The organism is Terrabacter sp. MAHUQ-38, from assembly GCF_014518425.1.
GTDB lineage: Bacteria > Actinomycetota > Actinomycetes > Actinomycetales > Dermatophilaceae > Terrabacter.
In genome coordinates this window covers 1,426,109-1,449,341 of sequence record NZ_JACVCU010000001.1, presented here as the reverse complement: position 1 = coordinate 1,449,341, position 23,233 = coordinate 1,426,109, and the positions used below count along the sequence as shown (strand labels likewise).

The following is a 23,233-nucleotide window of genomic DNA, read 5'->3' as shown; positions in this document are numbered from 1 at the left end:
CCGACGCCCGTAGGACGCCGTCAGTCCTCGGTGCCGCGCAGCGGCAGCTCGGCGAGCACCTCGTAGCGGGGACGCCTCCCGCGCCCCTCGCCGAGGTGCGACTCGACGAGCGCGAACCGCTCGACGCGCCACGCCGGGCCCTCCCAGGCGTCGAGCGCGCGGATCCAGCGGGTCGCCTCCGCGGGGCGGTGGAAGCGGCCGAGCGTCAGGTGCGGGTGGAAGCGGGTGCCGTCGGGGGTCGCCCCCACGGAGCTCGCCGCACTGCGTATGCCGCCCGCTGCACTCGTGAGGTCACCGCGGACCTGCTCGACGCCCGCCCAGAGGATGCGCGCGGCATACGGGTTGGGGAACGCCCCCGCACCCGACAGGCGCAGGACGAGCGGGTCTCGCCGGCCGGCCGAGCGGGCGAGCGCCTCGGTGAGGTCGTCGAGGCGGGCTTCGGGTACCGCGCCGAGGAAGGCGAGGGTCACGTGCCACTGGTGGCGGTCGGTCCACCGGATCTCCGGGCCGGCCTCGCGGCGCGGCTCGACGTGCGCCTCGAGGTCGTCCAGGACCTCGTCGGGCGGGACGACGGCGACGAAGAGCCTCATGACTGGGTCGCGGCGCCCGAGGCGAGGAGGGCGTCCACGTCGTCGATGCCCCACGCGACCAACGCTGATCGCGTGTCGGCGCCCGGCGTCGAGGGCGGCGTCGTCAGGGACGCCGGGGTGCGCGAGAAGCGCGGCGCGGGGGCGGGTTGCACGATGCCGTGGTGCTCGGCGTAGGTGCCGCGCGCGGCGAGGTGGGGGTGCGCGGGTGCCTCGGCGTAGCTGAGGACCGGCTCGACGCACGTGTCGGTGCCGCCGAGCAGCTCGGTCCACTCGTCGCGGGTGCGCGTGCGGAAGGTGTCGGCGAGCAGGTTGCGCAGGGCGGGCCACTGCGACGGGTCGAGGCGGTCCGGTGCCGTGTCGCCGAGCTCGAGCAGGCGGAGCAGCTCGGCGTAGAACGCCGGCTCGAGCGGCCCGACGGCGAGCCAGCCGCCGTCGCTCGTCTCGTAGACGTCGTAGAAGGGGGCGCCCGTGTCGAGGAGGTTCGTGCCCCGACGGTCGGACCACAGCCCCGCCGAGACGAGCCCGACGACGAGCGACGAGAGGTGCGCGGTGCCGTCGACGATCGCGGCGTCGACGACCTGACCCCGGCCACTCGACCGGGCCTCGAGGAGCGCGGCGAGCACCCCGACGACGAGATAGAGCGCGCCGCCGCCGAAGTCGCCGACGAGGTTGACCGGCACCTGCGGCGGGCCTCCGGCACGACCGATCGCGTGCAGCGCGCCGGTGACTGCGACGTAGCCGATGTCGTGTCCCGCGGTCTGGGCGAGCGGGCCGTCCTGGCCCCAGCCGGTCATCCGCCCGTAGACGAGGCCGGGGTTGCGCGCGAGGCACACGTCAGGACCGAGGCCGAGACGCTCGGCGACACCCGGCCGGTAGCCCTCGACCAGGACGTCGGCGCGGTCGACGAGGGCCAGGGCGGTCGCAAGGCCGTCAGGGTGCTTGAGGTCGAGCGCCACCGAGGGACGGCCCCGGCGCAGGAGGTCGGACTCGGGCGGGAGGGGCAGCGGCAGGGTCGCCTCGCCCGGCCGGTCGATGCGGATCACGTCGGCCCCGAGGTCGGCGAGCAGCATGCCCGCGAACGGCGCGGGTCCGAGGCCGGCGAGCTCGACGACGCGGAGCCCGGCGAGCGGACCCGGGCGTGCGGCCTGCGTCACGAGCCCTTGCGGCCGGCGCGTTCGAGCAGGATCGTGAGGATGCCCGCGAGGCCCGCGCCGAAGAAGGCGCCGAGTGCCCCGAGGAAGAGCACGGCGGCGCCCGTGTCGAACGGCTTCGTCGTCGTGTAGCTCGGGCCGCCCGGCTCGCGGAGCCCGACCCAGACCCCGATCACCAGCCCGACGAGCGCGCCGGTGATGAGGAACCGCTTGAAGTTCGGGATGCGCGAGCGCTCGGGCCGGTGTGGAGGGGTCGGCTGGGTCGGCTGGGTCACGGCCCAAGCCTAAGCGAGACGAGCGGGAGGAGTCCCTCGAGGTGGGCGCGCTGACCGCTCGCGCGGATGCGTGCCGCGTCGACCGCCGCCTCCCACGTCAGGTCGCCGACCGCGAGTCGAAGCCACGTCTCCGCGTCCGTCTCGATGACGTTGGGGGGCGTGCCGCGGGTGTGGACGGGCCCCTCGATGCACTGGACGGCACCGTGCGGCGGGACCCGCACCTCGACGGTGCGGCCGGGCGCGGTCGTCGCGAGCTCCTCGAGGGTGTAGCGGACGGCCGTCGCCGTGGTCCTCCGGTCCGCCGCGAACTCGGCAGCGCGGCAGGCCTCGAGCGCGGCACTGCCCTCGGCGATCGGGGTACGTCGGCGGGGCGGCATACGGGCAGGCTATCGAAGGGGGCCGTCAGTGCGCGCCCGGGCGTCAGCGCAGCCGAGGCATGACGTGCGCGGCGACCTCGTCGAGCACGGCGCGGCTGCCGCGGAGCGGCTCGGTCGGGCGCGGCCAGTGCGTGATGACGTCGGTGAAGCCGAGCTCGGCGGCGCGGCCGACGGCGTCCTCGAACGCGGCGGCACTCGTCAGGGAGAACGTCGGAGCGGAGTCCAGGTTGAGGTAGCGGTCGAGCTCCGAGGGCGAGCGGCCGGCGACCTCGATCGCGTCGTCGACGCGCCGGCTGTGGCTCGCCACGAGGGCCCACCAGTCCTCGTCGGTGTCGGCGGTGCCGCCGTAGGTCATCCAGCCGTCACCGCGCTCGACCGCGAGCCGGATCGACTTCGGACCGTTGGCGGCGATGACCAGCGGCACGCGGTTGCCGGTGTCGCCACCACGGACCGGGCCCGGGAGCGTGCTCACGTCGCGCGCCGTGTAGAAACGGCCCTCTGCGGTGACGTGGTCGTCGCTGAGGAGACGGTCGAGCAGGCCGGTGAACTCGTGGAAGCGGGCGACGCGGTCGCGCAGCGGGAGGTCCTCACCCGTGAGGCGCGAGTCGAGGTCGCCGCCGGAGCCGACACCGAGGAGGAAGCGGCCACCGGAGATGTCGTCGAGCGCCAGCACCTCGCGCATGAACTGGACAGGGTGGTGGTTGTTGGGAGACGACACGAAGGTGCCGAGGGCGATCCGCTCCGTGACGGCGGCCGCCGCCGCGAGCGTCGGCACGGCACCGAACCACGGGGAGTCGGGCAGCCCCTCCCAGGTGACGTGGTCGAAGGTCCAGGCGTGGTCGAAGCCCATCAGCTCGGCCTCGCGCCACATCGGCTCGGCCACGGACCAGGGGTGCTCGGGCAGGATCGCCAGACCGAATCGCATGCGCCGACCGTAGCCTGTCGGGGTGACGACGAACTGGGACGCCGAGGCCGTGCTCGCCGCCTCCAACGAGTGGACCTGGGTGCCGGACGGCGCGCCCCACGTGCGCAACGGGGAGTACCTCGTCGTCGCCTACCCCGACTACTTCCTCACTCCCACATCGGCGCGGGTCTTCGGCTCCGAGCGGGATGCCGCCTCGCTCGCCGACGAGATCTGCGCGGTCGCGCTCGGGTGGCGTCGCGAGCGGCTCTGGTGGCGCCTCTCCGAGTTCACGCGTCCGCCGGACCTCGAGGAGGTGCTCCTGGCGCGAGGCGCGAGCGTCGTGGAGCGGATGGACGTGCTCGCGCTGCTGCTGGCGGACGGCGTGCCCGACCTCGCGGTGCCTGACGACGTTGACGTGCGCCGCGTCACCGACGAGCAGACGGTGCGCGACGCCATCGTGGTCGGCACCGACGCGTTCGGCGGCGAGCCCCCGACCGACGACCAGGTCGCCACTGCGCTCGTCGAGGTCCAGCGCGGTCTCGTCGACGACTCGACCGGACGGTGGGTCGCCTACGTCGACGGACGTCCCGCGGGCACGGGGGGCTACACGCTCGCCGGCGAGGTATGCCGTCTCTGGGGTGGCAGCACGCACCGCTCGGTCCGCGGTCGGGGCGCCTACCGCGCCGTCCTCGACGCTCGGCTGCGCGCCGCACGCGCCACCGGTGCCACGCTCGGCCTCACCCACGGCGTGGTCGACACGTCGTCGCCGATCCTCCGCAGAGCCGGGTTCACGCGGTACGGCGAGGAACGCCAGCTCGTCCTCGACCTCTCGTGACGACGCCCTCGGCCGAGCGGGTCTCGCTCGAGTGGGACGTGCGCGGCGGCGTCACCGTGCACATGGACGGCTCGCCGCAGTCGCACGTCCAGCCCGACGACCCGACCCTCCTCGTCTTCGAGTACGTCCAGCACCTGGCGCTCGCGGTCGAGGCCGTGGCTCCGGCGCCCGACCCGCTCGGCGTGACGCACGTGGGTGGCGCGGGGCTCACCCTTCCCCGGTGGGTCGAGGCGACGCGCCCCGGGTCGCCGCAGATCGTTCTCGAGCCCGATGCCGCGCTCACGGAGCTCGTGCGTCGTGAGGTCCCGCTGCCCCGGCGCCACCGCATCCGGGTGCGGCCCGTCGACGGGCTCACGGGTGTGCGCGCGCTCAGGGAGGACTCGGCCGACGTCGTCGTGACGGACGCGTACGCCGGAGGGCGCGTCCCGCCTGAGCTGGTCGGCACGGCATACGTCGAGGAGGTCAGCAGGGTCGTGCGGTCGGGCGGCCTGGCCCTGTGGAACCTCGCCGACGAGCCGGGCCTGCGGTGGGTCGCCCGCGTCGTCGCGACCGTCGAGGGCTGCCTGCCGCACGTGGCGCTCGTCGCGACGCATGAGGTGCTCAAGGGACGCCGGTTCGGCAACGTGGTCCTCCTCGCGAGCGCCTCGCCCCTTCCGGGCGAGACGCTCCGGCGCGCCGTCGCGCGCGCCAACCTCCCGACGGGACTACGGGAGGGAGCCGCACTGACGCGGTTGCTCGCCGGCGCGAAACCCTTCGACGAGAAGGGAATGCAGAGCCCGCCACCGCCCGAGGCCGGGAAGTGGCGGGCCCGCTGACTGACGGGTCGGGTCAGCTCACCGGATCGCCCGGCTTGAGGTCACGGTCGGCCGGTACATCGGCGAAGCCACCGAGCCCGCCGTTGCCGTACGACCGGTCGACCTTGGTGGTGTCACCCTCGATGTCGATGCGCACCGTCGGGCCGAGCGTGCCGCCGCGCCGGAAGTCGTCCTTCGTCCCGATCGTGTCGATGAAGGACTGGACGAGCCCGTTCGGCATGACGTAGTGCGAGTACGCCTGGAACGCACCCGGGTGCTGGTTGTAGTCCGGGTCGAACGGGAACCCCGTGGCGTAGTTGAGGTTCGTCGGGTTGCCGAGCGCGAGCCCCGAGCCGCGGTTGACCGGCTGGAAGTCGCTGCGGATGCCCTTGCCCACGAAGCCGTAGACACCCTCAGGACCATCGACGCCCGCCGCGAACGTGCTGCGGTGGCTGATCGTGAAGAGGTAGTACCTGCCGTCCTTGAGGTAGATCTGCGGTCGCTCGGTCTGGTCGGTGACGCAGTTCGCCGAGAGGATCGGCGGCAGGAAGTGCCACTTCGTCAGGTCGTTGTTCTCCGCCACGGCCAGGCCTACGTTCGCCATCTGCAGGTTCGCACCGCGGTCCATCGCCTCGTCGGCCGTCTCGGCGTGAGGGTCGCCGGGCTGGTAGCCCATGTCGCCCTCGGTGCACTCGCGTGTGCCTCGCTGCGTCGCCGTGTTGCCCTCGAAGACCATGTACGTCTTTCCGGGGTGGGCCGGGTCATGGAACGTGAACGGGTCGCGGAAGTTGAAGTACGGGTTCTGTGCGCCGTTCTGGTACCACTTGCCGTCTGCCTTGAGCAGCTCGTTCTGGGTCTCGAAGCCGCTGAACCACACGCCCTTGCTGTTGGCGTGGATCTTCCCGGGGGTCATGACGATCCGCGGGTCGTACGGCTTGCGGTCCGAGCCGTCGGAGTTCCGGTAGAAGGCGACGTCCGTGTAGAACAGCTTGATCTCGCCGTTCTTGAAGATGCGCGCCGAGCCGGACCACTGCGTCTGGTGTGAGTACGACTGGTCCTCGAAGACCGAGCCGGACACGCCCTCGGGAAGGGCGAGGCCGCCGTAGGTCCAGCCACCGTTGGCCGGCCGCTGCGAAGCGGGGATGCCGGCCTTCCGGTAGAAGAAGCCGATCTTGGCGTACGTGTGCCGGGCGTCGAAGCCGAGCTTGCGGTCGGCGACGAGCGAGAAGACGACCTCCCAGCCCTTGAAGCTGTACTGGTGCGCCGCGGCGTCGGTGAGCGGCCACGTGTCCCAGACCCAGACCTTGCCATTGCTCATGTCCGGGAAGTCCTGGGGCACCGTGGGTGCCGTGTAGTCCTCGGGCATGGAGTTCTCGCGCGGTCCCGCGCTGGGGTCGGACATCGCCTTGAGCTGGCGGGCGTCGGCGCGGGTCCACTTCGCGGTGAAGTCGGACTCGGGATCGTACGCCTGCTGCGAGTGGGTCGTGGGCTCCGGAAATCCCGGAACCGCTTTGCTGACAGGTGAGTTCGGTGCCGCCATGGCACCGGCGCCGGCCGTGATGACCAAGCCGGCGGCCGCGACTCCGGCGGCCAGTGCTCCCTTGAGAGAGCGGGTGTGGAACGACATGTTCTCCCCTTCGATGACCCGCGGCTCGAGGTGCGCGGGTCGGGCGGTGAGATCGGGTTCCGGGTGCGGCGACGAAGGTAGGGGCTTGGTGACAACGTTGTCAAAATCCCGGTCGCCCGGCCCACGAGGGGGACGCGGGGGTTTCCGGGATCCGGACGCCCCTACTTGGTCGTAGGTTTCGCCTCCCCTACGGTCGATGAGACGCGAGGCTCTGGTTCAGTCAACAGGTTGGGCTCCAGGTGCGGGCCCCGCGTCCCCGGCGCGGGTGCCCTTCCGTCCGGGGACGGGAGGCGCCTGCGGCCGGGCCGACCGACCGTCAACCAACCGGAGCAGCTCATGCAACTCCCCCGGGCGGCCGAGAATCCTTCGCCACCCACCCGCAGGGCAGTCCTGTCCACAGGCCTCGGCCTGACCGCAGCAGCCGCGCTGGCCGCGTGCTCGCCCGGTCCGGCAACCGGCCGCGCCACCGGGGAGCCGGCCGACGGCTTCGCGCGCCCGGCAGGCGCACCGGACGACGCGCCCGGCTACCACCTCACCGCGCCGACCCGGTGGATGAACGACCCGCAACGGCCGATTCTCGTCGACGGGGTGTGGAGCATCTGGTACCTCCACAACTCCGACCACCCGACCGGGAACGGCACCGACTGGCGACGCGCCACGAGCACCGACCTCGTCGCCTGGCGGGACGCCGGGACCTCGATCCGGAAGTACACCGACCGTCTGGGCGACATCGAGTCCGGCAGCGCCGTCGTCGACCAGTCTGGCAGCGCGGGTCTCGGCGTCGGCGCCGTCGTCGCGATGGCCACCCAGCAGGCGGACGGCATACAACGCCAGTCGCTCTTCGTCTCCGATGACGGTGGCGCGACCTTCACCGCAGTGCCCGGCAACCCGGTGATCGACAACCCGGGCACCCCGGCGAGCGCCGACTTCCGCGACCCGAAGATCATCCGCGACGACGAGCGCGACCAGTGGGTCATGGTCCTTGCCGAGGGCCACCGGCTCGGCTTCTACACCTCCCCCGACCTGCGTGACTGGACGTACCGCTCCGACCTCGGCATCGAAGGCCTCGGCGTGCTCGAGTGTCCTGACCTCTTCGAGCTCGACGTCGACGGTGACCCGGCACGACGCACCTGGGTGCTTCTCGCCAGCGCGAACGGCGCTGAGCGCGGACGCACGACCGGCGTCGCCTACTGGACCGGACGCTGGGACGGCACGCGGTTCACACCCGACGGCACGCCCGAGCGCTGGCTCGACCACGGGCCCGACCTGTATGCCGCCGTGACCTGGCCCGACGAGCGCATGCCGCCGCCTGACCGGTTCCGCTCCCGCCTCGCGATCGGCTGGCTCAACAACTGGGCCTACGCACGCGAGCGAGCCTCCGGCAGCCATGCCGGAGGCGCGCAGTCCGTCGTCCGGCGCCTCGCCCTGGTCTCCGGGGACCCCGGTGGACCTCTGCTCTCGAGCCGGCCGGTGGACGAGCTCGACGCGATCACCGGCGCCGCGACCGCGCTCCCCTTCCGCACGGCAGGTGCCCCGAGCCGGAGCACCGCCGGGCGGCCGACACCGAGCGACAGCTTCCGCCTCGAGGTCGACGTGGAGAGCGCGGCAGCGTGGACTCTTCACCTGCTCGACCGCGCAGGCGGCGCCGTGAGCCTCGAGGCGAGCCCGGGCCGGGACGTCGCAGTGACTCGGACACCAGCACGAGATCGCCGGCTCGGACCGACGTGGACCTCGGCCCACCGCGGTCCCGTGCCGTCGCACGCAGGTCGCCTCCGCCTCACCGTCCTGGTCGACCGCCGCAGCGTGGAGGTCTTCGCTGCCGACGGCCTGCTCAGCCTCTCCGCGGCCACCGACCTCGACGAGGTCACCACGATCGAGCTCCAGACGCAGGGATCCGCGACCGTGCACGCGGCGTGGGCCGCCCCGATCCGCCCCGTCCAGCTCACCTGAAGGGGGAAGGCCCCACCCGGCATTCGGGCGGGGCCTTCCGTCGAGCCGGCCGGCAGCGGCAGGTCAGGCGCCGAAGACCGCCGGCAGCGTGAACTCGTGGGCGGACTTGAGCTCGGCGACGGAGACCGAGAAGACGCCCGGGACCTCGAGGTCGCGGCCGCCCGTGACGCCGATGCGGGCGTGCGGCACGTCGCCGAGCATCGCCTCGAACTCGGCGGCGCGGCCTGCCGGGACCGCGACGAGCGCGCGGGCCGTCGACTCGGAGAAGAGTGCCGTGAACGCGTCGAGCGGGTTGCCGTCTGCGTCGACGCCGACGCGGTCGAGGGCGTCGACCGTCACGCCGATGCCGTGGCGCATGCACGCCTCGGCCAGCGCGATGGCCAGCCCGCCGTCGGACAGGTCGTGCGCCGCCTCGACGACACCGGCGCCGGCCGCCTCGACGAGGACCCGCCCTAGCGCCTGCTCGGCGGCGAGGTCGACCTGGGGCGGCAGGCCGCCGAGGTGCTTGTGGATCACGTGCGCCCACTCGGACCCGTCGAGCTCGTCGCGCGTCGTGCCGAGGAGGTAGACGTGGGCGTCCTCGCTGCGGAAGCCGGAGCCGGACCGCTTCGAGACGTCGTCCATGACCCCGAGCACCCCGATGACGGGGGTCGGGTGGATCGCGACGTCACCGGTCTGGTTGTAGAACGACACGTTGCCGCCCGTCACCGGGATGCCGAGGAACTTGCAGCCCTCGGCGATGCCGCGGATCGCCTCGCGGAACTGCCACATGACGCCCGGGTCCTCCGGCGAGCCGAAGTTGAGGCAGTCGGTGACGGCGAGCGGCGCTGCACCGGCGGTGGCGACGTTGCGGTACGCCTCGGCGAGCGCGAGCTGCGCACCCGCATACGGGTCGAGCTTGGCGAACCGGCCGTTGCAGTCGGTCGCGACGGCGACGCCACGGCCCGTCTCCTCGTCGACGCGCACGACGCCGGCGTCGTCCGGCTGGGCGAGCGCCGTGTTGCCGAGGACGTAGCGGTCGTACTGGTCGGTGACCCACGACTTGTCGCAGAGGTTGGGCGAGCCGATGAGCGTCAGCAGCTGGGAGCGGATCTCGTCGCCCGTCTCCGGCTTGGCGAGCGAGGCGGTGCCCGACGCGTTGAGCTCGTCGAGGTATGCCGGCCGGGCCAGCGGGCGGTTGTACGTCGGCCCCTCGTGGGCGACCGAGCGCGGCGGCACGTCGACGATGACCTCCCCGTGCCACGTGATGACGAGGTGGTCGCCGTCGGTGACCTCACCGATGACGGTCGCCTCGACGTCCCAACGGTCGGTGATCGCGAGGAACTGCTCGAGGTGCTTCGGCTCGACGACCGCCATCATGCGTTCCTGCGACTCGGACATGAGGATCTCCTGCGGCTGCAGGCTCGCGTCGCGCAGGGGCACGAGGTCGAGCTCGACCTGCATGCCACCGTCACCGTTGGAGGCGAGCTCGCTTGTCGCGCACGAGAGCCCGGCGCCACCGAGGTCCTGGATGCCGTCGACGACGCCCGCCTTGTAGAGGTCGAGGCAGCACTCGATGAGCACCTTCTCGGCGAACGGGTCGCCGACCTGCACGGCGGGGCGCTTCGTCGGGCCGCCCTCGTCGAACGTCTCTGAGGCGAGCACCGACACACCGCCGATGCCGTCGCCGCCCGTCTTGGCACCGAAGAGGATGACCTTGTTGCCGACGCCCGACGCCTTGGCGAGGTGGATGTCCTCGACGCGCATGGCGCCGACGCACAGGGCGTTGACGAGCGGGTTGCCCTGGTAGCAGTCGTCGAAGACGACCTCGCCGCCGATGTTGGGCAGGCCGATGCAGTTGCCGTAGCCGCCGACGCCGGCGACGACGCCCGGCAGGACGCGCTGGGTGTCCGGATGGTGCAGGTTGCCGAAGCGGAGCGGGTCCATGACGGCGATCGGGCGGGCACCCATCGACATGATGTCGCGGATGATGCCGCCGACACCGGTCGCGGCGCCCTGGTAGGGCTCGACGTAGGACGGGTGGTTGTGCGACTCGACCTTGAAGGTCACGGCCCAGCCGTCACCGATGTCGACGACGCCGGCGTTCTCACCGATGCCGACGAGGAGCTTCTCGCGCATCTCGTCGGTCGTGTTCTCGCCCCAGAGCGAGAAGTGGACCTTGCTCGACTTGTAGGAGCAGTGCTCGCTCCACATGACGGAGTACATGGCGAGCTCGGCGATGGTGGGGCGGCGGCCGACGATCTCGCGGATGTTGGCGTACTCGTCGGGCTTGAGGCCGAGCTCGGCCCACGGCTGGTCGACGTCGGGAGTGGCGGCGGCATGCTCGACGGTGTCGAGGACGGGCACCGCCGGCGCCTGCGGGACGGTCTGGGTGTCGCTCATGCGTTCGCTGCGCTCTCGAGGGTCTGCTTGATGATCGAGGTGAAGAAACCGCGGCCGTCGAGGCTCGGGCCGAAGCCCTCCTCGACCGCGTGCTCCGGGTGCGGCATGAGGCCGACGACGTTGCCGCGCTCGTTGGTGATGCCGGCGATGTGGCGGTAGGACCCGTTGGGGTTGCGGCCCTGCTCATCGGGGACGTAGCGGAAGACGACGCGCCCCTCGCCCTCGAGCGTGTCGAGCGTGTGCTCGTCGGCGACGAAACCACCCTCGCCGTTCTTCAGGACGATGGTGATCTCCTGGCCCGCCTCGAAGTCGGCGGTCCAGGCCGTCGTCGCGTTCTCGACGACGAGGCGCTGGTCGACGCAGTTGAACTTGCGGTGGTCGTTGCGGATCAGCGCGCCGGGGAGCAGGTGGCTCTCGGTGAGCACCTGAAAGCCGTTGCAGATGCCGAGGACCGGCAGGCCGCCCTGCGCCGCGGGCACGAGGGCATCCATGACCGGGGCGAAGCGCGCGATCGCGCCGCAGCGGAGGTAGTCGCCGTAGGAGAAGCCGCCGGGGAGGATGACGGCGTCGACGCCCTTGAGGTCGGCGTCGCCGTGCCACAGGGAGACGGCCTCGCCGCCGCACTCGCGCACGGCGCGCGCCGCGTCACGGTCGTCGAGCGAACCTGGGAATGTGACGACGCCGATCTTCACTGTGCGTCGTCCTGTGCGTCGTCCTGCCCGTCGTCACCCTCGGTCCCGCTCTCGTCGAGCGCGCGCACCGAGACGACGTCCTCGATGACCGGGTTGGACAGGAGGGTCTCGGCGGCCTCGCGGGCCGCGTCGAGGTGCGCGTCGGTGACGTCACCCTCGACGATGAGCACGAAGCGCTTGCCCTGGCGGACGTCGGTGAAACCGTTGAACCCGAGGCGCGGAAGGGCGCCACCGACGGCCTGTCCCTGCGGGTCGAGGATCTCGGGCTTGAGCATGACGTCGACGACGATGCTTCCCATCAGTGGTGCTTCTCCCTGCGCTGGATGGGGATGGAGGCGTCCCAGAGGACGCCCAGAGTCTATATCGGGCGCCGCGGGCCCCCCGGACACCGTCTCAGCGGGACTGGAGGGCGTCGAGCGCGACCGCCATCGCCATGCCGACCCGCCAGTCGATGGGCTTGCCGTCGGCGAGTGCCGGGAGCGTCACGTGGTAGACGTCCTTGAGCCCGACCTTCTTGTCGGAGCTGAGGGCGACCGACCCGTCGGGGGCCGTGAAGTCGAAGTGGAAGAGGAACGGCCCCGGCAGGTCGTTGACGACGGGGAGCACCTCCCAGAGACGCCGCGCGATGGCGACCTTCTTGTTGCGCTCTCGCCCGATGAACTCGCGCCCGTCGGGCAGCGCGAGCGTCCACGTCGAGTTGAGGAGCGAGGCGCCGAACTGCTTCTTGAAGTAGCCGATCGGCTGGCCGTTGCCGTCGGTCACGTCGTAGCCGGAGCCGAGGTCGATGCGCTTGCGGGCCTTGAAGCCGAAGAGCGGGTGGGTCTTGGCGGAGTCCGTGTAGAAGGTGACCTGCTCCTTGAACGCCATCCGCTTCTGCTCGGCGAAGCAGAGCAGACCGAGCTCGTTGCCGTGCTCGTCGGCGCGGATGATCTCGTAGCGGTTGACCATGAGCGTGAGCTTCTGCCGCAGCACGTAGCGTTCGGCGGCGGCGGGGGCCTTGTCGGCGACGGGTTCGGTCATGCGCCCAGCGTGCCACAGCAGCGCCTGAGGACTCCTCGCGGTCAGTCGGGCGCGAGGCGCGCGTGCAGGTGCATGTCGTGCCAGCCGTCCGGGTGCAACAGCGCCGAGCGCCGCGTGCCCTCGAGCTCGAAGCCGTTCTTCTCGGCGACGCGGCACGACGGCTCGTTGTGCACCGAGTGCATGAGCTCGACCCGGTGCACGCCGAGGGCGAAGAGCCAGTCCGTCATCGCGGTGAGCGCACGCCCGGCGACACCCCTGCCGCGCCCCTCGGGCAGGACCCAGTAGCCGACCTCGGACAGACCCTCGCGCAGGTGGAGGACGGGCAGGCCGACGCGCCCGACGATGCGGTCAGCGCGGTCGACCACCGCCCACTCGGCGCCCGTCTCCTCGGCCCAGCGCGCGTGCGCGCGACCGCGTACCCACTCGAGGGCCTCGTCGTGGGTCATGGACCGACGGTGCCAGCGTTGGATCGCCGGGTCGGCGTACGCCCGCACGAGCACCTCGGCGTCGGCGTAGCGGAAGGGGCGGAGGGTGAGGTGCTCACCAGCCGGGATGCTCGGCTGTGCCTGGCCGTTGACGGAGCCTCGCGCGACGGCCACGGGAAGAGCAGACATGCCGTCATCTTCGCACGCAGTGCCGACAATGGGACGTGAGCGCGGAATGCGTTGAAGGTCAAGCGAACTCGCTGTGGATGAAGGCGGGCGACTGTCGCAGGGAAACGCTGGAGTCGAACACATGTCCAGCAGCGTGGCGCATCGTGAGGCGGAGGCAGTCGACGCCGACGGCCCGCCCGCTGACCTCATCTCGAGCATCGACGCGCTCGAACGCGCGAAGGCCGCGCGTGCTGCCGCGGACACGGGAACCCTCGGCGCGAGCAGCGCGGCCAACGGCCAGGGACTCTGCGTGCGCCGCAACCTCGTCAAGGAGTAGCCGGGCTGGACGTCAACGGTCGTCGCACCTGGCCAGGCGCGAGTGGTGCGGTGACGAGCGGTGCCGGCGTGGCAGGCTCGCGGCCTCACACCGTTCCCGTCACGACACCGACCGGCCACTCCTACGTGTCGAGCTCTACCGGCGCCACGACGTGCACGTCGAGCTCGTCGGGTGACGGTCAGAACGACTCGCCGGTGAGACGCTCGTACGCCTCGACGTACTTCGCCCGAGTCTGCTCGACGACGTGCGCCGGCAGCTCCGGCGGGGGGCCGCCCGCCTTGCGATCCCAGCCCGACTCGGGCGAGGTGAGCCAGTCGCGCACGAACTGCTTGTCGTACGACGGCTGGGGGTGCCCGGGCTCCCAAAGCTCGGCCGGCCAGAAGCGCGACGAGTCCGGGGTCAGCACCTCGTCGGCGAGGACGAGACCGCCGGTGCCGTCGTGCGCAACCCCGAACTCCACCTTGGTGTCGGCGATGAGGATGCCGCGCTCGACAGCGATCTCGTTGCCGCGCGCCAGGATCGCCCTGGTCAGTCGCGACACCTCCGCGGCCACGTCGGCGCCCAGCTCCGCCTCGACCTCCTCCGGGCCCATCGGGAGGTCATGCTCCCCCACGGGCGCCTTGGTCGTGGGCGTGAAGACCGGCTCGGGCAGCTTCGAGCCGTCGACGAGACCCTCGGGCAACGCGACGCCCGAGACGGAGCCCTTCTCGCGGTACTCCTCCAGCCCGCCACCGGTGAGGTAGGCGCGGGCGATGGCCTCGACCTTGAGCATGTCGAGCTTGCGCACGAGGACGGCGCGACCGGCAACGGCGTCAGGCACGTCCGTCGAGATGACGTGGTTGGGCACGAGGTCCGCGAGCTGGTCGAACCACCACAGCGAGAGTCGGGTCAGCACGGCGCCCTTGTCGGGGATCTCGGGCGACATCATCCAGTCGTACGCCGAGAGCCGGTTGGACGCGACGAGCAGCAGCTGGTCGGCGACCACCTGCCCGCCCTCGCCCAGCGGCGCGTAGAGGTCGCGCACCTTGCCGGAGTAGACGTGCTCGTAGCCGGGGAGGTCAAGCGGTAGGTCGGTCACGCGCACAGCCTGCCATCTGCTCAGACGATCGGGCAGAGGGCGTTCGGGGGGAAGGGGCAGGTTCATGACAGGGCCTCCTTGAGGGCCTCGATCTCGATCAGGTTCGTGAGGCTCTGACGAGCCCGGTGGAGCCGGGACTTCACGGTCCCGACCGGGACGCCGAGCGCGCCGGCCGCCTCGGCCATGGAGCAGTGCGACCAGACCACCAGTTCTACCGCCTCCCGCTGCACCACCGGGATGAGGCTCAGGGCGCGGCGCACCTCGCTCATGCGTTGCTCGTCGTCGACGCGCGCCGCGGTGGAGGCAGCGTGGTCGGCCGAGACCGCGCCCCCTGCGTCAGCCTCGAGGCGCCCGTGCAGCAGCCGCTGCCGCCGAGCCGAGCGCGCGACGTTGGCGCACTCGTGCCCCGCCATCACCAGCAGCACGGCCCGGGCCGACTCGGCCCGCAGCTCGTCCACCGTGCCGACGCGTGCGCGTCGCCAGAGGGAGGTGAAGGTCGCCTGCACGACGTCCTCCGCGGCGGCCCAGGACGCCGTGCGCCGGAACGCGAAGTTGTAGACGGCGTCGCAGTGCCGCCGGTACAGCTCGGTCAGCGCTGCGTCGTCGGCGTCGGCCAGCCGGACCCACAGCTCGCGATCGACCGACACTCCGCCGGGCTCGGCCATCGGACCTCCTCGGACCACGGTCACGGTGCTCATGACTGGGAGAGTCCGGCTCGGCCGGGAGGGTTCGCCTCAGCCGAGACTGATCTCGCCGCGGTCCGCCTTGGACGCGATGTCGGTGCGGTGGTGCGACCCCGCGAGCTCGATGACGTCCACCGCGTCGTATGCGGCGCGGCGGGCCTTGGCCAGCGACGGCGCCACGGCGACGACGTCGAGGACGCGACCCCCGGCTGACACGAGCGTGCCCGAACCGTCGAGGGCGGTGCCGGCGTGGAGCACGACGACGCCGGGCACCTCGGCGGCGGCGTCGAGCCCGATGATCGGGTCGCCGGTCCGCGGCGACGTCGGGTAGCCCTCGGACGCGACGACCACGACGACGGCGTGGTCGCTCGACCAACGCAACCGGCCGAAGTCGGCCAGACCGCCGGTGGCCGCCGCGAAGAGGAGCTGCGCGAAGGGGGTCTCGAGGCGGGCGATCGACGCCTGCCCGTCGGGATCGCCGAGGCGCGCGTTGAACTCGATGACCTTGGGGCCGCGCGACGTCAGCGCGAGCCCGACGTAGAGGACGCCGACGAACGGTGTGCCGCGGCGGCGCATCTCGTCGATCGTCGGTTGCGCGACCCGGGCGACGATGTCGTCGGCGAGCCCGGCCGGCGCCCACTCGAGTGGCGAGTAGGCACCCATGCCGCCGGTGTTGGGGCCGGCGTCGTCGTCTCCGACGCGCTTGAAGTCCTGGGCCGGCGAGAGGGCGACGACGGTCTCGCCGTCGCTGATGCAGAAGACGGAGACCTCGGGGCCGTCGAGGAACTCCTCGACGACGAGGCGGCCGTCGGCCTTGGCGAGGCAGGCGCGGGCGTGCTCGACGGCGGTCTCGCGGGAGTCGGTGACGACGACGCCCTTGCCGGCGGCCAGGCCGTCGTCCTTCACGACGTGCGGGGCGCCGAGCGCGTCGAGGGCGGCCTCGACCTCGTCCATCGTCGTACACACGTGGGCGAGGGCGGTCGGCACGTCGGCCGCGGCCATGACCTCCTTGGCGAAGGACTTGCTTCCCTCGAGACGAGCCGCCTCGGCAGAGGGACCGAAGACGGCGAACCCGGCCTCACGGCATACGTCGGCGACGCCTGCGACGAGCGGCGCCTCGGGGCCCACGACGACGAGGTCGACCCCGTGCTCGCGAGCGAGCGCCGCCACCGCGGCGCCGTCGAGGATGTCGACCTGGACGCACAGCGCGGTCGCGTCGATGCCGGGGTTGCCGGGCGCGGCGATCACCGCGTCCACCTCGGGGTCGGCCGCGACCGCCTTGACGATTGCGTGTTCACGGGCACCGGAGCCGAGCACGAGGACCTTCACGGCCGACAGCCTATTGGTCGCTGAGGCGGGCCCTCAGACCCGCTCGCACCGTGGGCCACTCGTCGACGAGGATCGAGTGCACGGCGGAGTCGCGCCAGGACCCGTCGGCGCGTCTCACGTCGCGCCGCGTGATCCCCTCGAACGTCGCGCCGAGCTTGAGGATCGCGGCGCGGGAGCGCGCGTTGATGACGTCGGTCTGGATCTTGACGCGGCCGAACCCGCACGTGTCGAAGGCGTGCTGCAGCAGCAGCAGCTTGCTCTCCGGGTTGACGGCGGTGCCCCACCAGCGCGAGCCGTACATCGTCCACCCGAGGTGCACGTGCTCGCGCACCGTGTCGACGTCGCCGAGCGAGCTGGTGCCGACGACCGTGCCGGCCGGGCCGAGGTCGCCGTCGGCGACCAGCCTGATCGTGTAGGCCGTCCGGCCGGCCTCTCGAGCCGCCACCGCCGCCGCCACGAGCGCCTCCGTCTCAGCGACGGTCTCGTGCGGCCGTGTCATCGCGTATCCCTGCTCGTAGCAACGCGGGTCGGAGTAGACGGCGAAGAGCGCGGCCGCGTCGTCTGGCGTCGTCACGTCGAGGCGGACGACGCGGCCGACGAGCGGCGCGCCGGTCGGCGGGACACAAGGCGTGGCTGGCATGACATGACAGTAGACTTGATGGTTCCCGCGCCGCCTGCGGCACCCCTCGAGTCCTTGGATGTCAGTGAGCACTTCGAACGCATCGTCCCAGCGGAGCAGCGCGACCCGATCGCGCGATGTCTCGTCGGTGGCGACCAAGAGCATCCCCGACGAGCTCGCCCGCGAGATCGCCGTCGAGCAGGCCCACGTCGACCGCGTCCACGAGGAGCTCGAGAAGGCCGGCCTGCGGGCGGACGTCGTCCAGGCCGAGGGCTTGGCGCGCGGCCAGTTCGGCCGGTCCGTCGAGGTCGGCGACGCCGAGGGCGCCGGCCTGTTCGAGCGCGACGCCCTGATGTTCCACGCCGCCAAGAGGCGCACCGCGCTCGACACGCAGTACGAGGGTCTCGTCTTCGGTCGACTCGACATCGACCACGCGATGCTGCGAGCGGCTGCAGCCGCCGCCACCGGCGACGTCTCCGGCAACGGCTACCGGCCCGCGTCGGAGGCCACGAGCGAGGACCGCGAGGTCCGCTACATCGGACGCCTCGGCGTCCGCGACGACGACTACGAGCCGCTCGTCATCGACTGGCGCGCCCCGGCCGCCTCGCCCTTCTACCGGGCGACCCCGACGCAGCCGATGGGCGTGCTTCGCCGTCGCGTGCTGCGCAGCCGCGGCACGACCGTCATCGGGGTCGAGGACGACCTCATGGTCCCCGAGGCACCCGACGACCTCGTCGTCGTCGGTGACGGCGCACTCATGGCCGCACTGACCCGTAGCCGCGGCGAGCGCATGCGCGACATCGTCGCCACGATCCAGGCCCACCAGGACGAGGCGATCCGCGCCAGCGCGCGGGGTGTCACCGAGATCACCGGTGGCCCCGGCACCGGCAAGACCGTCGTCGCACTCCACCGGGCGGCCTACCTGCTCTACTCCGACCGGCGCCGGTTCGAGTCGGGCGGCATCCTCGTCGTCGGCCCCTCGGGGGCCTACACGGCATACATCGAGCGCGTGCTTCCCTCGCTCGGCGAGGAGAGCGTCATCCTCCGCGCCCTCGGCGACGTCCTCGACGTCGTGCACACCGAGCGCCTCGACCCTCCGGCTGTCGCCCGGATCAAGGGTTCCACCCGCATCCGCACGCTGCTGGGTGCAGCGTCCCGCGGTCGCGTCCCGGACGGACCCACCGAGTTCCGCGCCATGGTCGCCGGCCGACCCGTGCGTCTCGAGGCCCGCGACCTCGACCGGGTGCGCTCGCAGGTCCTGCGCCAGCACCAGCGCAACACGGCGACGGCCGCCGCGCAGGCCGCCCTCGGCGAGGCTGCCTGGGCCTCGCTCGGCATCACGGGCGAGCGTGAGGCCAAGGCCGAGTTCCTCGACCGGTGGGAGGACCACCTCGACGTCGAGTCGTTCATGCAGGCCTGGTGGCCGCAGGTCGACCCGCGCGAGGTGCTGCTCTGGCTCGGCGACCCCGCCCTCGTGCGCCGGCACGCCCGCGGCACGCTGCGCGACGACGAGGTCGAGGCTCTCGCCGCGTCGTTCCGCCTCGCTCTCGAGACCGGTGCCTGGTCGGTCGCCGACGTCGCCCTCGTCGACGACGTCGCTGCGCGCGTCGGACCCGTGCAGGACGCCCCGAAGGAGGAGCGCGGCTTCTACGAGATCGAGGAGCTCGACGACCTCAGCCAGTACGGCGTCACCGAGGTGCAGCCCGTCGTCAGCGCCGCCCGCGAGGCGGGCGCGCCCCTCGTGCTGACCGAGCCTCGTGAGCGCCTCCTCGCCGGCCGTGTCGGCAAGCCCGACGAGTACGCCCACGTGCTCGTCGACGAGGCGCAGGACCTCTCCCCCATGCAGTGGCGGATGATCGGCCGCAGGGGCCGGCACGCGTCGTGGACCGTCGTGGGCGACGCCGCGCAGGCGTCGTGGCCCGACGCCGCCGAGGCCGCCGACGCGCGGGAGGAGGCCTTCGGCTCGCAGGCGCGGCAGCAGTTCCACATGGACACCAACTACCGCAATGCGCGCGAGATCTTCGACTACGCCGCCGAGGTCGTGCGCCGCGAGGTGCCCGACGCGGACATCCCGCAGGCGGTCCGCGAGACCGGCGTCGAGCCCGTCGAGGCGGCGCTGGGCACCGATCCGTTCTCGTCGGTCCGTGCCGCCGTCGTCGAGCTGCTCGCGCAGGTCGAGGGCGCCATCGCGGTCGTCGCGCCGGCCGCCCACGCGGCAGCGCTCGCGCCGGTCGCCGAGCTCGGCGACGGCCGGGTCCAGGTCGTCGACCCGATGTCGACGAAGGGCCTCGAGTACGACGCCACTGTCGTCGTCGACCCTGACGAGATCACCCGCGAGTCGCCCGGCGGCATCCGCGTGCTCTACGTCGCTCTGACACGGGCCGCGCACCGGATGACCGTCCTGTCCTGATTGCACAGCAGCCGGGAGCAGAGGCCGTGCCCGAGGGGCGGACGCCCTGTCCGGATTGCGTGATCCTGATTTCCGGCCCGATCGCCGCAGACTTCGCCGTCGTCAAGCGCTCGTGTCGCCCATTGTCAGGTTCTCCCCGGGTGCATCCGCAGGATGGGCTGCAGTGGCGCGTTTCCGTCTAGGTAAAGAGTTGTTCAAGGATTGCTCGAACCATCGACTGGGCCCCGAGCGAGAGGGATGATTGGTCCAACGCCAGGGCGTGCGAACCTACCCTCCCCGCCGTCTCCTCCCCCCTGAGACCCTTGGCGTTCGGCGAAGTCCCGCCCCCCAATGTGGACGACGCACCGGGCGAGGGACGAGATGCAACCCCCCTGCATCTCGCCCCTCGCCCGCTTCCATGTCCGGGCTCGTCCAGGCTCGTCCGGGCTCGTCCGGGCTCGCGTCGAGGCGCGTTGGCCGGCGGGCTCAGTGACCGAGGAGGGTCCGCACGCGGTCGGCGCCGACGGCGAGCAGCAGGGTGGGCAGGCGCGGTCCGGTGTCCTTGCCCACGAGCAGCCGGTACACGAGGACGAAGAACGCGCGCTGGGCGGCTGACAGCTCCGGGTCCTTGACCTTGGCCTCCGGGTCGATGCCGCGCTGGATCTTCGGCACGCCGTAGACGAGGTGGGTCAGGCCGTCGAGCGACCAGTGGTCGTCGAGTCCCTCGACGAGCAGGCGCAGCGACTCGCGCTGCTGCTCGTCGAGCGAGCCGAGCAGCTCGGTGTCGGGCGAGGACCGCACGATCGTGCGGTCCTCGGCCGGCACGTAGCCGAGCATCCACCGCTCGGCGCAGTCGAGGCGCGGGCGCAGGTCCTCCGTCGACTCGACCGGGTTGTCGGGGTCGAGGTCCGACAGGATGCGGACCGCCTGGTCCTCGTCGCCCTGCGTCACGTCGATGACCGACGCGATGGTGCGGAACGGCATGGGGCGCGGCGTCGCCGGCAGCGTCGCCGTCGCGGTCGACGTCGCCCGCAGGTGCGCGGCGAGGTCGCCGGACTGGGCTGAACCGTCGGCGACCTTGCGGCCCAAGGCGTCCCACTCGTCGTAGAGGCGCTGCAGCTCGGGACCGAAGGCGACGTCGAAGCTCTGGTTGGGCCGGCGTCGCGCGTAGATCCACCGCAGCACCGGCGCCTCCATGACCTCGAGGGCGTCGTTCGGGATCGGTACGCCGCCCTTGCTCGAGCTCATCTTCGCCATGCCCGCGATGCCGACGAACGCGTACATCGGGCCGACCGGGCGCTCCCAACCGAAGATCGGCGCGAGGTCCTTGCCGACGACGAAGCTCGACCCCGGGCTCTGGTGGTCCACGCCGGACGGCTCGAACATGACGTGCTCGTGTGCCCAGCGCATCGGCCAGTCGACCTTCCACACGAGCTTGCCGTTCGTGAACGTGTCGAGGTCGACGGTCTCGGTGTGGCCGCACTTCGTGCAGTCGTAGGTCAGCTCGTGGGTGTCGTCGTCGTAGGCCGTGACGGTGGTGAAGTCGGTGCCGCACACGGTGCAGAACGGCTTGTACGGGAAGTAGCCCGCCTTGCCCTCGCTGCCGTCGTCCTCCAGGGCGGCGCCCGAGCCGCGCTCGGCCTCGGTCGCCGCGGCGGCCTGCTCCACGGTGAGCGTCGCGGCCTTGCCGCCGCCCTTGCCCTTGCCTTTGCCCTTGCCGGTCGACTTCTGGCGCGCGGCCTCGACGGCCTCGAGGGTGCGGTACTGGTCGAGCACCTTGTCGATGGCCGTGCGCTCGCGCATCGCGAGGAGCACCGGCTCGCGGTAGACGCCGGCACGGTACTGCTCGGTCTGGCTGATCTCGCGCACCTCGATGCCGGTCGCGGCCATGGCCTCGAGCAGCGGCGCCTTGAAGTGGTCGGCCCAGCTCGCGTGCGGCGACCCGGCGGGCGGCGGCACGGAGGTGAGCGGCATACCGATGTACTGCTCCCACGAGTCGTCGACGCCGGCGAGGTTCCTCGGCACGCGACGGAAGCGGTCGAAGTCGTCCCAGCTGAGGATGTGCTCGCACGGGATGCCGCGGCGCTTGATCTCGTCGGCGACGAGGTGCGGCGTGATGAGCTCACGGAAGTTGCCGAGGTGGATCGGGCCGGACGGGCTGATGCCCGACGCACACACGATGGTCTCGCCGGGGTTTCGCTCCTGCGCCTCCGCGACCACCTCGTCGGCCAGCCGGGTGACCCAGTCGAGCGGGGCGACCTGCTCGGTCATGATGCGACGGCGGGCTTGAGCGGGAAGCGCTCGATGATCTCGTCACGGCCCGGGCCGACACCGATCGCCGACACGCGCGCCCCGATGAGCTCCTCGACGCGAAGCACGTAGGCCTGGGCGTTGGCGGGCAGGTCCTCGAACGTGCGGCAGTGGGTGATGTCCTCCCACCAGCCGGGCAGCTCCTCGTAGATCGGCTTCGCATGGTGGAAGTCGGTCTGGTTGACGGGCATCTCGTCGTGACGGACGCCGTCGACGTCGTAGGCGACGCAGACCGGGACCTTCTCGAGGCCCGTGAGGATGTCGAGCTTGGTGATGACGAAGTCGGTGACCCCGTTGATGCGCTGGGCGTAGCGGCCGATGACGACGTCGAGCCAGCCGCACCGGCGCGGACGCCCCGTGGTCACGCCGAACTCGGCGCCGGTCTTGCGCAGGAACTCGCCCATGTCGTCGTGCAGCTCGGTCGGGAACGGCCCCTCGCCCACGCGAGTCGTGTAGGCCTTGAGGATCGCGATGACCGAGTCGATGCGGGTCGGCGGGACACCTGAACCGGTGCATGCCCCGGCCGCGACCGCATTGCTCGACGTGACGTAGGGGTAGGTGCCGTGGTCGACGTCGAGGAGCGTGGCCTGACCGGCCTCGAAGAGCACGGTCTCGCCCCGGTCGAGGGCGCGACCCAGCTCGAGCGCCGTGTCGGTGACCATGGGAGCGAGCCGGGCGGCATACGACAAGAGCTCGGCCACCACCTCGTCGACGTCGGCGGCACGCGTGTTGTAGATCTTGGCCAGGACCTGGTTCTTGACGGAGAGAGCGGCCTCGACCTTCTGCCGCAGGATGCCCTCGTCGTAGAGGTCCTGGACGCGGATGCCGATGCGGTTCATCTTGTCGGCATAGGTCGGGCCGATGCCGCGGCCGGTGGTGCCGATGCGGCGGCTGCCCAGGAAGCGCTCGGTCACCTTGTCGAGCGTCCGGTTGTACGGCGGGATGACGTGCGCGTTGGCGCTGACCTGCAGCTTGCTCGTGTCGACGCCGCGGGCCTCGAGGCCGTCGAGCTCCTGGAAGAGGACGGAGATGTCGATGACGACCCCGTTGCCGATGACGGGCACGCAGTTGGGGCTGAGGATGCCGGACGGCAGCAGGTGCAGCGCGTACTTCTCGCGCTTGCCGTTCTTCTCGATGACGACGGTGTGGCCGGCGTTGTTGCCGCCGTTGAACTTGACGACGTAGTCGACGCTGCTGCCCAGCAGGTCGGTCGCCTTGCCCTTGCCCTCGTCACCCCACTGCGCTCCGACGAGCACGATTGCCGGCATCGGTCTGCCTTCCGGTTGTGGTCCAAGCCA

22 protein-coding genes are annotated in these 23,233 nt (G+C 71.8%); 5 read left to right on the top strand and 17 right to left on the bottom strand.

Features of this window, described 5'->3' with window-relative positions:
- Positions 1-20: 20 nt before the first annotated feature.
- Genes thpR through H9I49_RS06670 form a run of 5 tightly spaced genes read right to left on the bottom strand, consistent with a single transcriptional unit; the run spans position 21 to position 3,318 of the window.
- Positions 21-590: an RNA 2',3'-cyclic phosphodiesterase gene (thpR, locus tag H9I49_RS06690; protein WP_188029474.1), complete on the bottom strand. Its 570-nt coding sequence runs from the start codon at positions 588-590 to the stop codon at positions 21-23.
- Complete coding sequence (locus H9I49_RS06685) at positions 587-1,744, bottom strand: CaiB/BaiF CoA-transferase family protein (RefSeq protein ID WP_188029473.1); 1,158 nt, start codon at positions 1,742-1,744, stop codon at positions 587-589. The genes thpR and H9I49_RS06685 overlap by 4 nt, the downstream gene beginning before the upstream one ends.
- Complete coding sequence (locus H9I49_RS06680; RefSeq protein ID WP_188029472.1) at positions 1,741-2,016, bottom strand: hypothetical protein; 276 nt, start codon at positions 2,014-2,016, stop codon at positions 1,741-1,743. The genes H9I49_RS06685 and H9I49_RS06680 overlap by 4 nt, the downstream gene beginning before the upstream one ends.
- The gene (locus H9I49_RS06675; RefSeq protein ID WP_188029471.1) at positions 2,013-2,393 is read right to left on the bottom strand and encodes a sterol carrier family protein; all 381 of its coding nucleotides are present in this window, start codon (positions 2,391-2,393) and stop codon (positions 2,013-2,015) included. Before H9I49_RS06675 ends, H9I49_RS06680 begins: the two co-directional genes overlap by 4 nt.
- A gap of 43 nt (positions 2,394-2,436) precedes the next feature.
- Positions 2,437-3,318 carry an LLM class flavin-dependent oxidoreductase gene (locus tag H9I49_RS06670; RefSeq protein WP_188029470.1) on the bottom strand — a complete coding sequence of 294 codons (882 nt, stop codon included), beginning with the start codon at positions 3,316-3,318 and terminating at the stop codon, positions 2,437-2,439.
- 22 nt (positions 3,319-3,340) lie between these two features.
- Between H9I49_RS06670 and H9I49_RS06665 the strand changes: the two genes are divergently transcribed.
- Both H9I49_RS06665 and H9I49_RS06660 read left to right on the top strand, forming a co-directional pair.
- Entirely contained in the window at positions 3,341-4,132 is a 792-nt protein-coding gene (locus tag H9I49_RS06665; RefSeq protein WP_188029469.1) for a GNAT family N-acetyltransferase, read from the top strand.
- On the top strand, positions 4,129-4,947 hold the full coding sequence (locus H9I49_RS06660) for a spermidine synthase (protein WP_370587456.1): 819 nt from the start codon (positions 4,129-4,131) through the stop codon (positions 4,945-4,947). Before H9I49_RS06665 ends, H9I49_RS06660 begins: the two co-directional genes overlap by 4 nt.
- Before the next feature lie 13 nt (positions 4,948-4,960).
- On the opposite strand, the gene H9I49_RS06655 is transcribed toward H9I49_RS06660, so the two are convergent.
- The gene (locus tag H9I49_RS06655; RefSeq protein ID WP_188029468.1) at positions 4,961-6,553 is read right to left on the bottom strand and encodes a glycoside hydrolase family 68 protein; all 1,593 of its coding nucleotides are present in this window, start codon (positions 6,551-6,553) and stop codon (positions 4,961-4,963) included.
- A 336-nt stretch (positions 6,554-6,889) separates the two neighbouring features.
- Here H9I49_RS06655 and H9I49_RS06650 point away from each other — a divergent pair, with 336 nt between their 5' ends.
- Positions 6,890-8,503 (top strand): glycoside hydrolase family 32 protein, encoded by a 1,614-nt coding sequence (locus H9I49_RS06650; protein WP_188029467.1) that lies wholly within the window; start codon positions 6,890-6,892, stop codon positions 8,501-8,503.
- Positions 8,504-8,566: 63 nt separating this feature from the next.
- On the opposite strand, the gene purL is transcribed toward H9I49_RS06650, so the two are convergent.
- From purL to H9I49_RS06625, 5 genes are all read right to left on the bottom strand, one after another.
- Positions 8,567-10,885 (bottom strand): phosphoribosylformylglycinamidine synthase subunit PurL, encoded by a 2,319-nt coding sequence (gene purL, locus H9I49_RS06645; RefSeq protein ID WP_188029466.1) that lies wholly within the window; start codon positions 10,883-10,885, stop codon positions 8,567-8,569.
- Positions 10,882-11,577, bottom strand: coding sequence for a phosphoribosylformylglycinamidine synthase subunit PurQ (purQ, locus tag H9I49_RS06640; protein ID WP_188029465.1), 696 nt, complete (start codon positions 11,575-11,577; stop codon positions 10,882-10,884). The genes purL and purQ overlap by 4 nt, the downstream gene beginning before the upstream one ends.
- Positions 11,574-11,876, bottom strand: coding sequence for a phosphoribosylformylglycinamidine synthase subunit PurS (gene purS / locus H9I49_RS06635; protein WP_188029464.1), 303 nt, complete (start codon positions 11,874-11,876; stop codon positions 11,574-11,576). The genes purQ and purS overlap by 4 nt, the downstream gene beginning before the upstream one ends.
- A gap of 94 nt (positions 11,877-11,970) precedes the next feature.
- Positions 11,971-12,597: a hypothetical protein gene (locus H9I49_RS06630; RefSeq protein WP_188029463.1), complete on the bottom strand. Its 627-nt coding sequence runs from the start codon at positions 12,595-12,597 to the stop codon at positions 11,971-11,973.
- Between the two features lie 41 nt (positions 12,598-12,638).
- A complete protein-coding gene (locus tag H9I49_RS06625; RefSeq protein ID WP_188029462.1) occupies positions 12,639-13,211 on the bottom strand; it encodes a GNAT family N-acetyltransferase in 573 nt (190 codons plus the stop codon).
- Positions 13,212-13,332: 121 nt separating this feature from the next.
- Here H9I49_RS06625 and H9I49_RS06620 point away from each other — a divergent pair, with 121 nt between their 5' ends.
- Positions 13,333-13,527: a hypothetical protein gene (locus tag H9I49_RS06620; protein WP_188029461.1), complete on the top strand. Its 195-nt coding sequence runs from the start codon at positions 13,333-13,335 to the stop codon at positions 13,525-13,527.
- Between the two features lie 178 nt (positions 13,528-13,705).
- Here the strand turns inward: H9I49_RS06620 and H9I49_RS06615 are convergent, their stop codons facing one another.
- Genes H9I49_RS06615 through H9I49_RS06600 form a run of 4 tightly spaced genes read right to left on the bottom strand, consistent with a single transcriptional unit; the run spans position 13,706 to position 17,257 of the window.
- Positions 13,706-14,611 carry a phosphoribosylaminoimidazolesuccinocarboxamide synthase gene (locus H9I49_RS06615; protein ID WP_188029460.1) on the bottom strand — a complete coding sequence of 302 codons (906 nt, stop codon included), beginning with the start codon at positions 14,609-14,611 and terminating at the stop codon, positions 13,706-13,708.
- A 56-nt stretch (positions 14,612-14,667) separates the two neighbouring features.
- Positions 14,668-15,303, bottom strand: a complete 636-nt coding sequence (locus H9I49_RS06610) for an RNA polymerase sigma factor (RefSeq protein ID WP_255523616.1) — start codon at positions 15,301-15,303, stop codon at positions 14,668-14,670.
- Between the two features lie 36 nt (positions 15,304-15,339).
- Positions 15,340-16,617 carry a phosphoribosylamine--glycine ligase gene (purD, locus tag H9I49_RS06605; RefSeq protein ID WP_188029459.1) on the bottom strand — a complete coding sequence of 426 codons (1,278 nt, stop codon included), beginning with the start codon at positions 16,615-16,617 and terminating at the stop codon, positions 15,340-15,342.
- 10 nt (positions 16,618-16,627) lie between these two features.
- The gene (locus H9I49_RS06600; RefSeq protein ID WP_188029458.1) at positions 16,628-17,257 is read right to left on the bottom strand and encodes a GNAT family N-acetyltransferase; all 630 of its coding nucleotides are present in this window, start codon (positions 17,255-17,257) and stop codon (positions 16,628-16,630) included.
- 127 nt (positions 17,258-17,384) lie between these two features.
- Between H9I49_RS06600 and H9I49_RS06595 the strand changes: the two genes are divergently transcribed.
- Entirely contained in the window at positions 17,385-19,646 is a 2,262-nt protein-coding gene (locus tag H9I49_RS06595) for a UvrD-helicase domain-containing protein (RefSeq protein ID WP_370587455.1), read from the top strand.
- Positions 19,647-20,111: 465 nt separating this feature from the next.
- Here H9I49_RS06595 and lysS read toward each other — a convergent pair whose 3' ends face one another.
- Together lysS and H9I49_RS06585 are read right to left on the bottom strand one after the other, a co-directional pair.
- On the bottom strand, positions 20,112-21,896 hold the full coding sequence (gene lysS / locus H9I49_RS06590; RefSeq protein WP_188029456.1) for a lysine--tRNA ligase: 1,785 nt from the start codon (positions 21,894-21,896) through the stop codon (positions 20,112-20,114).
- A complete protein-coding gene (locus tag H9I49_RS06585; protein WP_188029455.1) occupies positions 21,893-23,203 on the bottom strand; it encodes an adenylosuccinate synthase in 1,311 nt (436 codons plus the stop codon). Before H9I49_RS06585 ends, lysS begins: the two co-directional genes overlap by 4 nt.
- Between the last annotated feature and the right edge of the window lie 30 nt (positions 23,204-23,233).